This window comes from Falsiroseomonas stagni DSM 19981, assembly GCF_900114315.1.
Classification (GTDB): Bacteria; Pseudomonadota; Alphaproteobacteria; order Acetobacterales; family Acetobacteraceae; genus Falsiroseomonas; species Falsiroseomonas stagni.
This window is the reverse complement of the sequence record NZ_FOSQ01000009.1, coordinates 202,408-216,690: the sequence shown is the minus strand read 5'-3', so window position 1 is coordinate 216,690 and position 14,283 is coordinate 202,408. Positions and strand designations below refer to the sequence as shown.

At 71.6% G+C, this 14,283-nt stretch carries 13 protein-coding genes; 3 read left to right on the top strand and 10 right to left on the bottom strand.

Translation table 11 applies throughout. From position 1 onward, the window contains the following. Window position 1: 1 nt before the first annotated feature. From BM041_RS21115 to BM041_RS21090, 6 genes are all read right to left on the bottom strand, one after another. A complete protein-coding gene (locus BM041_RS21115) occupies window positions 2–718 on the bottom strand; it encodes a dioxygenase family protein (protein WP_092961873.1) in 717 nt (238 codons plus the stop codon). An 88-nt stretch (window positions 719–806) separates the two neighbouring features. Continuing rightward, window positions 807–1,595, bottom strand: coding sequence for an aspartate/glutamate racemase family protein (locus BM041_RS21110; protein WP_092961872.1), 789 nt, complete (start codon window positions 1,593–1,595; stop codon window positions 807–809). Window positions 1,596–1,607: 12 nt separating this feature from the next. Beyond that, window positions 1,608–2,576, bottom strand: coding sequence for a Bug family tripartite tricarboxylate transporter substrate binding protein (locus tag BM041_RS21105; protein WP_092961871.1), 969 nt, complete (start codon window positions 2,574–2,576; stop codon window positions 1,608–1,610). An 11-nt stretch (window positions 2,577–2,587) separates the two neighbouring features. Continuing rightward, complete coding sequence (locus tag BM041_RS21100) at window positions 2,588–3,400, bottom strand: aspartate/glutamate racemase family protein (protein ID WP_092961870.1); 813 nt, start codon at window positions 3,398–3,400, stop codon at window positions 2,588–2,590. 148 nt (window positions 3,401–3,548) lie between these two features. Further along, complete coding sequence (locus BM041_RS21095; protein ID WP_245762204.1) at window positions 3,549–4,961, bottom strand: FAD-binding oxidoreductase; 1,413 nt, start codon at window positions 4,959–4,961, stop codon at window positions 3,549–3,551. After that, window positions 4,958–5,743 carry a creatininase family protein gene (locus BM041_RS21090; RefSeq protein WP_092961907.1) on the bottom strand — a complete coding sequence of 262 codons (786 nt, stop codon included), beginning with the start codon at window positions 5,741–5,743 and terminating at the stop codon, window positions 4,958–4,960. The genes BM041_RS21095 and BM041_RS21090 overlap by 4 nt, the downstream gene beginning before the upstream one ends. A gap of 100 nt (window positions 5,744–5,843) precedes the next feature. Here BM041_RS21090 and BM041_RS21085 point away from each other — a divergent pair, with 100 nt between their 5' ends. Then, on the top strand, window positions 5,844–6,842 hold the full coding sequence (locus BM041_RS21085; protein WP_175534066.1) for a Bug family tripartite tricarboxylate transporter substrate binding protein: 999 nt from the start codon (window positions 5,844–5,846) through the stop codon (window positions 6,840–6,842). A 3-nt stretch (window positions 6,843–6,845) separates the two neighbouring features. On the opposite strand, the gene BM041_RS21080 is transcribed toward BM041_RS21085, so the two are convergent. From BM041_RS21080 to BM041_RS21065, 4 genes are read right to left on the bottom strand one after another with little or no spacing between them, the layout of a single operon-like run. After that, entirely contained in the window at window positions 6,846–7,820 is a 975-nt protein-coding gene (locus tag BM041_RS21080; protein ID WP_092961868.1) for a tripartite tricarboxylate transporter substrate binding protein, read from the bottom strand. After that, window positions 7,817–9,397 (bottom strand): hydantoinase B/oxoprolinase family protein, encoded by a 1,581-nt coding sequence (locus tag BM041_RS21075; protein WP_092961867.1) that lies wholly within the window; start codon window positions 9,395–9,397, stop codon window positions 7,817–7,819. The genes BM041_RS21080 and BM041_RS21075 overlap by 4 nt, the downstream gene beginning before the upstream one ends. Further along, window positions 9,394–10,764, bottom strand: a complete 1,371-nt coding sequence (locus BM041_RS21070; protein WP_092961866.1) for a hydantoinase/oxoprolinase family protein — start codon at window positions 10,762–10,764, stop codon at window positions 9,394–9,396. Before BM041_RS21070 ends, BM041_RS21075 begins: the two co-directional genes overlap by 4 nt. Further along, window positions 10,761–12,008, bottom strand: a complete 1,248-nt coding sequence (locus BM041_RS21065) for an NAD(P)/FAD-dependent oxidoreductase (protein ID WP_092961865.1) — start codon at window positions 12,006–12,008, stop codon at window positions 10,761–10,763. Before BM041_RS21065 ends, BM041_RS21070 begins: the two co-directional genes overlap by 4 nt. A gap of 100 nt (window positions 12,009–12,108) precedes the next feature. Here BM041_RS21065 and BM041_RS21060 point away from each other — a divergent pair, with 100 nt between their 5' ends. Both BM041_RS21060 and BM041_RS21055 read left to right on the top strand, forming a co-directional pair. Then, a complete protein-coding gene (locus BM041_RS21060; RefSeq protein WP_092961864.1) occupies window positions 12,109–13,083 on the top strand; it encodes a Bug family tripartite tricarboxylate transporter substrate binding protein in 975 nt (324 codons plus the stop codon). Between the two features lie 61 nt (window positions 13,084–13,144). After that, the gene (locus BM041_RS21055) at window positions 13,145–14,113 is read left to right on the top strand and encodes a Bug family tripartite tricarboxylate transporter substrate binding protein (RefSeq protein ID WP_217648791.1); all 969 of its coding nucleotides are present in this window, start codon (window positions 13,145–13,147) and stop codon (window positions 14,111–14,113) included. The last annotated feature ends 170 nt before the right edge of the window (window positions 14,114–14,283 follow it).

Genomic DNA, 14,283 nt, shown 5'->3' with positions numbered 1-14,283 from the left:
CTCACGGTGCGCTCGGCGTGGCGTGGCGGCCGCGCAGCACGATGTCGAAGGTGAAGCCGAGCCACTGGTCCCCGACCTCCGCCGGCGGCAGGTCCCTGGCGATGAGGCGCTGGCGCGCGGCCTCATCCGGCACGGATTGCAGGATGCGGTCCAGCGCGTTCAGCGGGTCGCCCGCGAAATACATCTGGGTGACGAGGCGGGAGAGGGAGGAGGGGCCGATGACGGAGAAATGCACATGCGGCGGCCGCCACCAGGTCTCCTTCACCGGCACCGGGTAGGCGCCCGGCTTGATGGTGAAGAAGGCGTAGCGGCCTTCTTCATCGGTGCGGACGCGGCCATTCCCGACGAAATTGGGATCGAGCGGCGCGGCGCGCTGGTCGATCGGGTTGAAGTAGCGGCCGGAGGCATTGGCCTGCCAGAGTTCGACCACGGCGCCACGGACGGGGCGCCCATCCTCATCCAGCACCCGGCCGGCGAGGTGCATGAGCTGGCCGATGGCGGGGCGGCCGGGGATGGGTTCCGCCAGGTTCGCCTCCCCGCAGGGCAGCTTGCGGTGCAGGCGCAGCGGGAAGGTCGCTTCCGTCCGCGTCGCGGGGCGCCGGATCAGGGGCTGGGACGGCGTGTGCGTCCAGGTGTTCGGGTAGCCCGCGATGGGGACATCGGGCTGGATGCCGGGGGGCCAGGGATCGAAGCGATCCGGGACGGTCTCGTGGTTCATGCTCTCGTTTCCCCGCGCCCCGGTCAGGGGGCGCGGGGACAGCGTGGCCCGGCGCGGGGCTACCCGTCAACGTTATGTTTCATAATAATCAGGGCGTTCGGAACATCGGCAGCCCCCGGACATCGGCCACGCGGTTCATCATGGCGGTCGGCGGGCCCTGGTAGTAGTTGCGGCGGCTGACGGCATGGCCGGTGATGCGGTGCATGGCGATGGCGGATTCCGCCGCCTTCACCAGCAGCCCGTAGCTGTGCAGCAGCGGCACGCCGGCGATGGTGTAGACGCCGCGCGCGGCCAGCAGCGCGGCGGTGGAGCCCGTCAGGAACAGCACCTCCGCCCCCGCTTCCACCGCGCGTTCGCCGGCCGCTTCCACGGCGGCGACATAGGCCAGCGCCTCATCCTCCTTCGTGAACATCGCGTTGTTGCCGGGGGAATGGCCGGTGTTCTCGATGGAGGCGAGGCGGCTGGCCAGGCCGTAGCCCGTCACGATCTCCCGGTACCGCGACACCATCTTGGGATGCTGCACCAGCATCCCGAAGCGCTCCCCCATGGTGCAGGCGGTGAAGCACAGCACTTCCATGAAGGAGATGACGGGGATGTCGAGAAGCTCCCGCAACTCCACCAGGCCGGTGTCCAGCGAATTGGCGATGACGAAGGCGTCGTAGCCGCCCTCCCGTCGCAGCTTGAGGGCCGTCTCCACGAATTCGCGCACGTCATAGTGCCAGATGGAGCGGTACTGGTCGCCGAGCGCGCCATGCGGCGTGCCATGCACCTCCACCGTCGTGCCCGGCGCCGCCACGGCATCGCAGAGCGTTTTCGTCGTCGAGAGAAAATTCGACATCGCCGTCTCGGAGGAGATCAGCTGGTACCAGATCTTCATGCTGCAGGCGCCTCAGTTGAAGGAAAGGCCGGTGGCTTCGACGAGCTTCGTGACATCGGCGATGCGTTCGCCGATGAAGCCGCGGAAGGCATCGGGGGTGGTGGGGGTGGGCGTGGCGCCGAGGCCACGAAGGCGGGCGGCGAGGTCGGCATCCTGGACCACGGCGGCACAGGCCTCCGCCAGGCGGCGCACGATCTCCGGCGGTGTGCGGGCGGGGGCCAGCAGGCCCATGTAGCTGGAGGAGACGTAGCCGGGGACGCCGGCCTCCGCGATGGTCGGCAGCTGCGGCAGCAGGTCGGATCGCTGTGGCGTGCCGACGGCGATCGCCTTCACATGGCCGAGCGCGATCGCCTCCATCACCGGGGGCAAATTCTCGAACAGCAACTGGATGCGGCCGGCGCGGAGGTCGAGCAGGGATTGCGAGGTGCCGCGATAGGGGACATGGGTGATCTGCACGCCGGCCAGGGCGCAGAACATCTCACCCGACAGATGCGCGACGGAGCCGGGGCCGGCGGAGCCGAAATTGATGACACCCGGCTGCGCCTTCGCCAGGGCGATCAGCGCGGCCACGCTGTCCACCGGGAAATCCTTGTTGGCGACAAGGACGATGGGGCTGTCCGTCAGCTGCGCCACCGGCGCCAGGTCCCGCAGCGGGTGGTAGCGGATGCCCGCCTGCATCACGGGGTTCACGGCGATGGAGCCCGGCGTGCCGCAGAGCAGCGTATGGCCATCGGGCTGCGCGTTCACCACCTGCATGGCGCCGATGGTGCCGCCGGCGCCCGCGACATTGTCCACCACCACCTGCTGGCCGAAGCGGTTCGACAGGCCCTGCGCCACCAGGCGCATCATCACATCCGTGCCGCCGCCGGGCGTGAAGGGGACGATCACGCGGATGGGGCGCGTCGGCCAGGCATCCTGCGCCAGGGCAGGGCTGGCGAGGGTGGCGAGCAGGGTGGCGAGGGCGGTGCGGCGGGTGGCCATGGGGCGGGTTCTCACGTCAGGCCGGGCACGGTCGGGTAGACCGGGCCGTAATGCTTGCGGATCTCGGCGATCTGGTCCTCGCCGGGGGGCGCATAGGCCAGGCGCTTGGCGGTGAAGCGCCCGCCCATCAGGCGGTTCATGCGCACCGCCATCTCCCCCATCTTGATGAGGCTGGTGATGCCGTTGAGGATCGGCGCGCCGCGCCCCGCATCATGGATGCCCGCATCGGCGAGCAGCGCCATGGCGACGCCGCCGGCGGGGATCACGACCTCCGCGCCCCGATCCACCGTCTCCGCCGCCGCGGCCTGGAATTGGGCCAGGATGCGGGTGCGGGCATCGGGATCCGTGAATCCTTCCTTCAGGTCGAGGATGCGGTCCATCTGCATCCGCGCCGTGCCGGACAGGCGGCCGCGCAGGCCGGCGCGATCGACGTTTTCCAGGATGCGGGCGGTGAACTTCTCGTTCAGCGTGACGAGGGAGAAGCTGGCACCCATGATGCTGGCGAGGTGCAGCGCCGTCTCGCAGAGGCCGAGGACGGGGATATTCGCGATCTCCCGGCATTCGCGCAGGCCGGGGTCGGCGATGTTGCCGATCAGGAAGGCGTCGTAGCCCTGGTCCATGGCGGTGACGACATTCCGCATGACCTCCCCGCTCTCGAGGTATTCGAGGTAGCGGTACTGGTCGGCGACGCCGCCGATCTGGGTGATGCCATGCACCACCACCTCGGTCCCCGCGTCCTTCACGCCATCGATGATCCGGCGCAGTACCGGATGGTAGTGCCCCCAGGCCGCGCTGCGCGACATGGATTGGTACCAGAGCTTCATGGGCGCGAAGCCCCGCGCGTGACCTGGCCCATCGGCCGCTTCCTTCCCCTGCCGGGGCTCAGGCGGCCACGGCTTCGGGACATTCAACAGGAAGCGGCGGGCGGGCGGTAGTCCATAGGTTCCGGAATGCGGGATTTCGTGATCGGAATCAGTCCAGCAGTTCCGGCGGCGCTTCCCGGTCAGTCTCGTAGAGTTCGAGGGGCGGCACTGCGCCCGGCTTCCAGTCCGGATCGTCCCAGGCGGCCATCTTGCCGGGGTTGAGCAGGCCCTTGGGGTCCGACCGCCGCTTGAAGTCGAGCTGCGCCTGGTCCACCAGCTTCATGCCGCCTTCCTCCAGCAGGAAGGTGTGCGGGTTGAAGATGGGGCTGCCGGCTTCCTCATGGATGCGCATGATCTCATCAAGGCGCTCCTCCGTCGTGAAGCGCACGATCTGCAGGCCGATGGCGCAGATTTGGCCGGCGAAGCGCACGGCTTCCACATGGAACAGGACCTCATCCCCGAAGCGCCTTTCGAGTTTCTCGATGAGCGAGAGGTGGTCGGGCGCGGGAAACAGGGATTGCAGGTAGGTGATCGTCTTGTCGGTCTTGAGGACCTGCAAGGTCGTGTGGTTCCAGGAATGCTCGTAGCAGGGCACGGCGGCGTCCTCCGTGCGTTCGCGGTGGATCTCCTGCCCGGTGTGGTCGGACACCAGCGCATCCAGCCGCGCGAGGTCCGGCGCCGCGACCATGAGGCAGGCGACGGCCATCCCGGCCGGCACCTTCGCGCCCCAGTGCCGAAAATGGTTCTGCGGCAGGGGCGCGGGGACGACGCAGGCGAGCTTCTTGGTGATGTCGTCGCGCCGCGCCAGCGCATCGGCGAAGCGGCAGGCGGCGGAGAGCGTCGCGAAGGCCACGACGACATCGATCCATTCATGCGCGGGGGCGAGCGGCATCTCCAGCGCCGTGATGATGCCGTTGGTGCCATAGGCGTGGTTCGCCTGCTGGATGTCGGCGCCACGCAGTTCCAGCACGCGCGGCTCGGCCTCCATCGTCATCACCCGCAGGCCGAGGATATTGCCCGGCGCGCGCAGCCCGCCCCAGGTGATGCTGCCGACGCCGCCCGATCCGCCAGCGATGAAGCCGCCCAAGGTCGCGGTGCGCAAGGTGGAGGGATGGATGCGAAGTTCGCCGCCGACATCCCGCCGGCATTGCGCATCCAGGTCGATCATGCGGATGCCGGCCTCCGCGCGCACCAGGGCGGCTTCGGCGTGCAGGATGCGGTTCATGCGCAGCATGTCGAGCACGATGCCGCCGCGCAGCGGCATCGCCTGGCCGTAATTGCCGGTGCCGCCGCCGCGGGGCGTGACGGGCACGTCATGGGCATGGGCGGCGGCGAGGATCGCGCGCAGCTCATCCTCGTCCCGCGGGGCGACCACCGCCTCCCCGGTCACGCGGTTGAGCTGGCGCTTGAGAACGGGCGAGTACCAGAAGAAGTCGCGCGACTTCTGGCGGACCAGAGCGGGGTCGGTGGTCCAGTCGAGGGACGGCAGCGCCTCCATCACCGCCGCGACGCCGGTGGTCATGCTTCGTCTTCCCTCAGCCAGGCCGCGACATCGAAGGCGGCGAGTTGCGTGAACAGTTCAGCGAGCCGCGTAGCCGCGTGATCCAGCAGCGCCTGGCCCATCGCGGGCGTGGCGGCGGCGGCGTTGCCGACGGCGCCGGCGGGATGCAGGTCCTGCGCCTGCCACCCCGGCGGCATGGCGCGGAGCGCGGGCGGCAGGGCCATGAGCCGGCTGGTGAAGTCGCGGGCGCTTTCCATCCGCACGCTGGCAGGGGAGAGGGCGAGCATGAGCGCCGTCTCGTCCCTGCCGGCATGGATGCCGAAGGCTGCCTCCACCGGATCATGCAGCGCGGCGGGGCGGCCATGGCGGGGCCAGGCGGTGTTGAGCACCAGGATGCGGTGCGCCAGGCGGATGCGGAAGGCCGCCGTCTCCAGCACCGGGATGTTGCCGCCATGGCTGTTGATGATGACCAGGCGATCGATCCCCGCACGGGCCACGCTGGCGCCGATGTCGTTGACCAGCGCCAGCAGCGTTTCGGCCGACAGGGTCAGCGATCCCGGGTAGCGGAGATGCTCGGCGGCCAGCGCGACCTTCACCGTGGGCAGCACCAGCAGTGGAAGATCGGCGGGCAGGCGCGTCAGCGTGGCCTGCACCACGCCCTCCCCGATGACGGTATCCACCGACTGCGGCAGATGCGGCCCGTGCTGCTCGGTGCTGGCCACGGGCAGCAGCGCGATCGTGTTGCGCGGCAACGCACGGAAGGCCGGCCAGGGCAGATCCTGCCAGAGGCGGGAGGAGATCATGCGGCCGGGTTATCGAAGGCGGCAGGGCGGCGCAAGCGTGTTGGACAATCCGCGCCGGCTTGTGGGACCGTGCCGGCGCCGCCCCGATTCAGGATGCCCGATGCCGCACGAGACCGCTCCGCTTCACGCCACCCGCCGCGCGCTGCTGGGCGCTGGCATCGGCCTGGTGGCCGCCGGCCGCGCCATCGCGCAACCCGCCTGGCCGAGCCGCCCGATCCGCTTCGTGGTGATGACACCGCCGGGGCCGGGCAGCGACCAGATGGCCCGCGCGCTGGCGGGGCACTACCAGACCATCCTCGGCCAGCCCGTGGTGGTGGAGAACCGGCCGGGCGCGGGGGGCGCCATCACGGCGCAGGCGGTCGCGACCGCCACGGATGGGCACACGATCGGGCTGGTCTTCGGCGGGCCGACCACGACGGCGCGGCTGCTGAACCCCGGGCTGCCCTATGACCCCGCCACGGCCTTCTCCTCCGTCACCCTGCTGACGCGGTCGCCCTTCGTGCTGGCGGTGCATCCGGGCTTCCCGGCGAAGACATGGGCGGAGTTCCTCGCCGTGATCCGCGCCAATCCGGGGAAGTACCGCTACGCCTCGATCGGGCCGGGCACGACGACGCATCTGGCGATGGAGGAGACGAAGCAGCGCCTCGGCCTCGATATCGAGCATGTGCCCTATCGCGGCTTCGCGCCCGCGACGCTGGATTTGCTGGCGGGGCGGGTGGAGGTGATGTTCCATTCCCCCTTCAGCGCGTTGCAGCACATCCGCGCCGGCGCGCTGGTGGCGCTGGTGCAGACCGGTGACCGCCGCGTGGCCCAGATGCCGGATGTGCCCACGCTGGCGGAGGCCGGGCTGCCGGACAGCGCCTTCTTCGGCTGGACCGGCATCATCGCCCCCGCCAGCTTCCCGCCCGCCATCGCCGAACGGCTGGCGGTGCTGACGCGGGAGGCGATGGCCAGGGATCCCGCGGCGCGGGGCGGGATGGAGGAGACGGGAGCCGAGATCGTCGGATCCTCCCCCGCCGAACTGGCGGCGCTGCAGGCGCGGGAGACGGCGCGCTGGGGCGCCGTCATCACCCGGCTGGGGCTGACGGTGACGGACTGACCCTCAGTTCAGCGTCACATTGCCGGCGCGCACCACCTCCCGCCACTTCGCCACTTCCTCCCGCACCAGGGTCGCGAATTCGGCGGGGGTGGAGGCGGCGACGATGAAGCCCTGGGCGGCGAAGGGGTCGCGGATCTCGGGCAGGGCCAGGGCCGCCGCGACCTCGGCATGCAGGCGGGCCATGACCGGGGCGGGGGTATTGGCGGGGGCGAAGAGGCCCTGCCAGGACGTCGCCTCGAAGCCCGGCAGCCCGGCCTCCGCCATGGTCGGCACGCTGGGCAGCAGCGGGTGGCGCGCGGCGGAGGTGACGGCCAGCGCGCGCACGGCGCCGGACTGGATATGCGGCAGCGTCACCAGCACATCGGCGAAGGAGGAATACACCAGCCCGGCGATCAGGTCCGTCGTCGCCTGGGCGGAGCCGCGATAGGGCACATGCGTCAGCGGTACGCCGGCACGCTGGGAGAACATCTCCCCGGTCAGGTGCATCGAGGTGCCATTGCCTGGCGTGGCGTAGGTCAGCGGCGCGGCCGCCGCGCCGCGGGCGGCGGCGATGTAGCCCGCGACATCGCGGGCGGGGCTGGCGGGGTTCACGACGAGCACGAGCGGCGCGGACACCAGGCGGGAGACCGGCGCGAAATCGCGCACGGGGTCATAGGGCAGGTTGGGAAACAGGCTGGCGGCGATGGCGTTGCTGCCGGTGACGCCCATCAGCAGCGTGTGGCCATCCGGCGCCGATTTCGCGACCATGTCGGCGCCCGTGGTGCCGCCGGCGCCGGGGCGGTTCTCCACCAGCACCGTCTGGCCGAGGCTCGCCGTCATCCGCTCCGCCAGGCGCCGGGCGAGGAGATCCGTGCTGCCGCCGGGCGGGAAGGGGACGACGATGCGGATGGGGCGCGTCGGCCAGGCTTGCCCGAGTGCGGGGGCGCAGATCATCGCCAGGGTGAAGCCGCCCAGCGCGCGGCGCGTCAGCATCGTCATGTCGCGGAATCCCCTTGTGATGGCGGGCCCCAGCCCCCGCCGCCGGCTGTCTCGATGATGAGCAATTCGCCTGCCATCCAACCGAACCGCGCCTTGGAGGGGAAGGGGCGTTCGGTGCCATCGGTGGCGATGATCCGCAGCCGCGCCACGCCGCCGGCACCGCCGCCCAGCGCGCCCGGCGCGCCGGCCAGGTGGCGTTCGCCGCGGTAGGAGATCTCTGCCGTCCCCGACAGCAACCGATAGGCACGACGCACGCCATCGCCCCCGGGCTGCGCGCCCGCGCCGCCGGAGCCTGCGTGGCGGGCGAAGGCCTCGACCCGGATGGGCGCGATCTCCTCCAGCACCTCGGCCGGCAGGTTGCGGGCGTTGGAGACATCGGCGGACAGCGCGTGCAGGCCGGGGCGGTCGGGGCCGCCACCCTCGCCGCCGGCCAGGATCTCGGTGAACATCCAGCGGCGCCCGTCGCCATCGGTGCCGGCGGCGGAGAGCACCACGGCGACCCCGGCATTGGAGGCGCGGGCGCGGCGGGGCGCGAGCTGCGCATGGGCGGCGAGGAGCGCGTTGGTGGCGAGTTTCACCGTGGCGGTGCGGGCATTCACCGCGGCGGGGAAGCGCGGGTTCACCACGCTGCCTTCGGGCAGTTCGAGGTCCAGCAACTCCAGCAGGCCGTGATTGGCGGCGGCATCGGGGGCGATGCGGCGCAGCAGGGCGAAGCAGGCGGCGAGCAGGCCGGAGGGCGCGGCATTCACCGGCCCCGCGGTCTGCGGCGCCGATCCCGCGAAATCCACCGCGAGCCGCGGGCCGGGCAGGCGCCGGATCGTGGCGCAGATGGGCACGGGGTCGGGCGTGATGCCATCGCCTTCCAGCGCGACCTCGGCGCTGGCCTCGGCTTCGGGGATCGCGGCCAGGGCGGTGGCCAGGGCATCGCGCGCCTCGGCCAGCAGGGATTCCGCGCGGCGGGTGAAGGCATCGGCGCCGATGCGCGTCGTCAGCGCCGAAACCTCCGTCGCCGCCTGCGTCACCGCCGCCCATTGGGCATCGAGGTCGGCGCGCAGCATGGCGGGGGTGCGGGTGTTGGCGAGCAGGATGGTGGCGACGCCCGCATCCTCCGCGCCGCCGCGGCGCCACTGCAAGGGCGGCAGGCGAAGCCCTTCCTGGAAGATGTCGCGGGCATCGGGCGGGATGGAGCCGGGGGCCAGGCCGCCGACATCCTGGTGGTGCAGGATGGTGCCGGCCAGCGCGACCGTGCGGCCCTCCGCGATGATGGGGCGGATCAGGATGATGTCGGGCAGGTGGGTGCCGCCGGACCAGGGATCATTGGTCAGGAAGCCATCGCCTTCCGCCATCGCCGCGGCAGGAAAACGGGCGAGGATGCCGGAAACGGCGGGGATCATGCCGCCCAGCAGCAGGGGCAGGGACCGCGCCTGCGCCAGCACGCGGCCATCCGGCAGGAAGAGCGCGGCGGCGCAATCCATGCCTTCCCGCGCCACGGGCGACTTCGCCGCGGCCAGCAGCATGTCCTGCATCCGGTCGGCCAGGCCTTCGAGGGCTATGCGCAGGATCGCGTTGTCGCTCATGCCGCCGCGTCCAGCAGCAGCGCGCCATCATCGCGCGGGGTGACGCGCCAGCCCGGCGGCACGCGGGCGGTGGCGGTGCCGTCATCCAGCAACAGCGCGCCATCCGCGCCCTGGCGGTGGTTCCAGGTGGTGGGTAAGCGGGGCGGCGTGTCGAGCAACCCGCTGGCGGCCATCAGGCCGGGCGCGGGCGGGATCAGCACGCGGGGGCAGCCGATGATGCCCGCGATGCCGGCGGCCAGCAGCGGACCGAAGCCGCCGCCCGCCACCAGCAATGCGAGGTCCGGGTGGATGTTGCGGCGAAGCGCGATGCGGCGGAGGGATTCCGCCAGCATCGCCTCCGCGACCGCCAGGCTTTCGGCATCGGCGGTCCCGGCGCCGGGCAGCCAACCGGCGGCGCGGGCCGCCTGCGTCAGCGCATCGCCGCCGATCGCGATGCTTTCCACATCCAGCGCACGGCAGCGGAATTCCATGGGGCCGAGGCGGATCGTGCGCGTCTCCAGTGGCGCGCCGTCGCGCACCAGGCTGACCTCCGCCGTGGTGCCGCCCATGTCGAGGCCGATGGCGAAGGGCACAGCGCCGGCCCAGCGCGCCACGGCGCGGGCGCCGGCGGCGGGGCCGGAGAGCACCAGGGGCAGCGGCGCGGCCAGCGCTTCCCCTGGCGTCGCGGCGCGCCCATCCGCCAGGGCGAAGCGCGGTTCGGGGAGGCCCGCCGCGACCAACGCCTGCGCCACGGGCGCCAGCGTCGTCGCCACCAGCGGCTTCAGTGACGCATCGAGCATCGTCGCCAGCATGCGCTCGAACTCCCGCGTTTCCGGATCGACGCGGTGGGAGAGGGAGAGCGGCGTGCCGGGCGGCAGCCGCGCGGCGATGCGGTTCTCATGGACGGGGTTGCGATGGGCGAAGAGCAGGCAGAGCGCGACGGGAAGCCCTGCCGGCAGGCTGGGCAGGGTGCTCAGGTCGAGCGGCACCACTTCCTCCCCCCGCGCATCGATGCGGCCCGGAATGCCGAAGCGAAGCGCGGGCGGGGAGAGCCAGGCGGGGGTGGGCGGCGGCGGGTCCAGCGCATCGGGGTCGCGGCGGGACTGGCGGCCGAGATCGGGCAAATCCTCGAACCCCGCCGTCGTCAGCAGCGCGACGGGCGATGCGGTGCCGGTCAGCAGGGCGTTGGCGGGCAGCGTCGTCGCGATGGTGATGCTGGCGGGAATGATGCCCTCCGCCTGGCAGAAATCGATGATGGCGGCGGCGATGTCGGTGGCCTCGGCACGCGGTCGCTTGGCGATGCGCGCGGGGCCGCCATCCGGCGGTGCGGCGATGACATCGAGAAAACTGCCGCCCTGGTCCAGCACCAGGGCGTGGCGCATCGTCATGCCGCGCGCCGGAAGCGGGTGGGGGAGAAGGGCGCCAGGTCCACTTCCGTGTCGCGCCCGGCGACGAGATGCGCGACTTCCCGCCCCGTGGTCGCGGCGCCGCACATGCCGACATGGCCATGGCCGAAGGCGAACCAGGCATTGTCCACGCGCGGCGCCGGGCCGATCGCCGGCATGGAATCCGGCAGGCAGGGGCGGTGGCCCATCCATTCGCTGGTGCGCGACGTGTCGAGATGCGGAAACATCTGCCGCCCCCTCTCCAGCAGCGCGGCCGCGCGGCGCATGTCGGGCGGTGCCTTGAGCCCGGCGAATTCGACGGAGCCGGCCAGGCGCAGGCCCATGCGCATCGGGTTCACCATCATGTTGTGCTCCACGGCCATGACGGTGTGGCGCAGCGCGAGGTTGTTGCTCTCCACCGTGACGTGATAGCCGCGCTGCGTCTCCAGCGGGATGGCGGGGCCGAGCTGCGCGGCGAGCTTCGCGGACCAGGCGCCGCCGGCCAGCACCACCCCCTCGGTCTCGATCGTCTCGCCATTGTCGAGCGTGATGCCGGTGACGGAGCCGCCCTTGATGCGAAGATCCGTGACGCGGGCGCGCATAACCTTCGCGCCATCGGCGACGCATTGGTCGAACAGCGCGCGCGTCATCGCGGCGGGGTCGAGGGTCGATCCATTCTCCGGTGCCAGGATGCCGAAGCGGAAGCGGCCCTTCAGGTCGGGCTCCAGCGTGACCAGTTCATCTTCCTGCACGTCGCGCATCTCGACGCCCAGGCTGCGGCGCAACCGCATGCCCCAGGCCCATTGCCGCGCGACGGCCTCCCCCGAATAGACGTAGAGGCAGCCGGAGCGGCGCATCAGGCCGGTGGCATTGGCGCGTTGCAGGAGCGGTTCGTAACAATCGAAGATCGGCGCCAGCAGGCCGCGCATGGCGGTGGCGATGCGCGTCACCTCCGCCGGTGTGGACGCCTGGAGGAAGCGCGCGATCCAGGGTGCCACGATGGGCGCATACCACCAGCGCACCGTCAGCGGGCCGAGCGGGTCCAGCAGCCAGCGCGGCACCTTCTTCCACATCCCCGGCATGCCGACGGGCAGGCAGGCGGAGGGAGACAGGGAGCCCGCATTGCCGAAGGATGTCGCCTCCGCCGGGCCGAGCGGATCGATGAACGTCACCTGGTGCCCATCGCGCTGCAGCCAGGCGGCGCAGCAGGTGCCGACGATGCCGTTGCCGATCACCGCGATGTGCATGGGGCATCCTTCCGGAGTGACAGCGCGGGAGCGTAACCGCCGGCTTTGCAGGCGTGAACCCCGCTGCCATGCTGCGCCCAACGACCACGGAGGAAACACCATGACCAGCCGCCGCACCCTGCTGGCCGCCGCCGCCGCGACGCTGGCCGCGAGGCCCGCCTTCGCCGCCTTCCCGGACCGGCCCATCCGCGTGATCGTGCCCTTCGCGCCGGGCGGCAATGCCGATGTGGTGGCGCGCCTGCTGCAACCGCGCCTGCAGGAACGGCTCGGCCAGCCCGTGGTGGTGGAGAACCGGCCGGGTGCCGGCGGCAGTGTCGGCGCGCAGGCCGTGGCGCGGGCGACACCCGATGGCTACACGCTGCTGATCGGATCGAACGGGCCGCTCAGCGTGAACCCGGTGGTGCAGGCGCGGCTGCCCTATGACGCGGTGCGCGATTTCGCGCCGATCGGCATGGCGATGCAGGTGCCGCATTGCCTGGTGGTGCAGGCCAGCGCGCGGCAGCGCCGGCTGGCGGAGCTGGTGGCGGCATCCCGCGCACAGGCCGATGGGCTCGGCATCGGCACGGCCGGTGTCGCGAGCGCCACGCATCTGTCGATGGAAGCCTTCGCCGCGGCGAGTGGCGCGCGGCTTCTGCACGTGCCCTATCGCGGCGGCGGCGCTGCGGTGCCGGACTTCATCGCAGGCAACATTCCCTTGCTGTTCACGGAATTCTCGACCGCGCTGCCGCTGCACCGCGCGGGGCAGGGGCGCATCCTGGCCATCGCCTCCGCCACGCGGCTGCCCGCGCTGCCCGATGTGCCGACCATGATCGAGGAGGGGACGGCGGGCTTCCTCGCGGGGTCCTATGTCGGGCTGCTGGCGCCGGCAGGAATCCCGGCGGAGGCAATGGCGGCGCTTGGCGCGGCGATGGCGGCGATCGTACGGGAGGAGGATTTCCGGGGCCGCATGGTGGCGATGGGCGGGGAGGTCGCCTCCGCCACGCTCGCCACCCCCGCCGGCTTCGCGGCGCTGATCGCGGAGGATCTGGAACGGTCCCGGGTGGCGGCGCAGAAGGCGGGCATCCGGCCGGAATAGCAGCGCCTGGACAGGTGCGCGGCACGGCGCGACAACCGGGCCAATAAACAGGAGGAAACCGATGAGCCGACGCACATGGCTGGCCGCGATGCTGGGCGCCGCCCTGGCCCTGCCGGCCGCCGCCCAGGAAAGTTACCCCACCCGCGCCATCCGCTACATCGTGCCCTTCGCGGCTGGCGGGCCTTCCGACATCGTCGCGCGCATCATGGCGCCGCGCATGGCGGCGACGCTCGGCCAGCCCGTGGTGGTGGAGAACCGCGTGGGCGCGGGCGGCGTCACGGGCGTGGATGTGGCGGCCAAGGCGGCGCCGGATGGCTACACCTTCGCCATCGGCAGCGCCGGCGCGCTTGCGATCTCCCCCAATCTCGGGCGGGGCACGCCCTATGACCCGATGCGGGACCTGGTGCCGATCACGCTTGGCGTGCTGGTGCCGGAACCCGTGGTGGTGCCGGCGGTCTCGCCGTTCCGGACCATCCAGGAACTGGTGGCGGGTGCGAAGGCCAGGCCGGGGTCGCTGAACTTCGGCTCCACCGGCAATGGCAGCATGCCGCACCTGGCGGCGGAACAGCTGCGCGCGGCGGCGGGGATCGAGATCGTCCACATCAGCTACAACAGCGGCGGCCAGCTGGCGACGGCGATCCTGCGGAACGAGGTGCAGCTGGGCTTCGCGGACCTGCCCGTGCTGCTGGCGCAGATCCAGGCGGGCGCGCTGCGGGCGCTGGCCGTCGGCACGCCGCAGCGCCTGTCCTGGCTGCCCGATGTACCGACGATGACGGAGGTCGGGCTGCCGGCGGTGGATGCCAGCAACTGGCACGGCCTGGTCGCTTCCGCCCGCACCCCCGCGGGGCCGTTGGCCGCGCTGCGCCGGGCCGCCATCGGCGCATTGCAGGACCCGGAGGTGATCCGCCTGCTGGACGCCCAGGGCGCGATCCCCGGCGGCAACAGCCCGAATGAGTTCGGCGCCTTCATCCGGCGCGAGAACGAGAAATGGGGCGAGGTGATCCGCCGGAACAACATCCAGGCGGATTGACGCGTTAGGCAGTTACACAACCCGCCGTCCCGCAAGGGGCGGCGGGTTTTTCATGCGCGCAGCAAACTTGCGCGTATGACAGTTTTGTTGCAATGGGATGGCAGGAGCGCGGGGCGACGGGGGGCAGGTTTGCCACGCCCGCGGTATCACACGGGGACAAGGAACAAGAA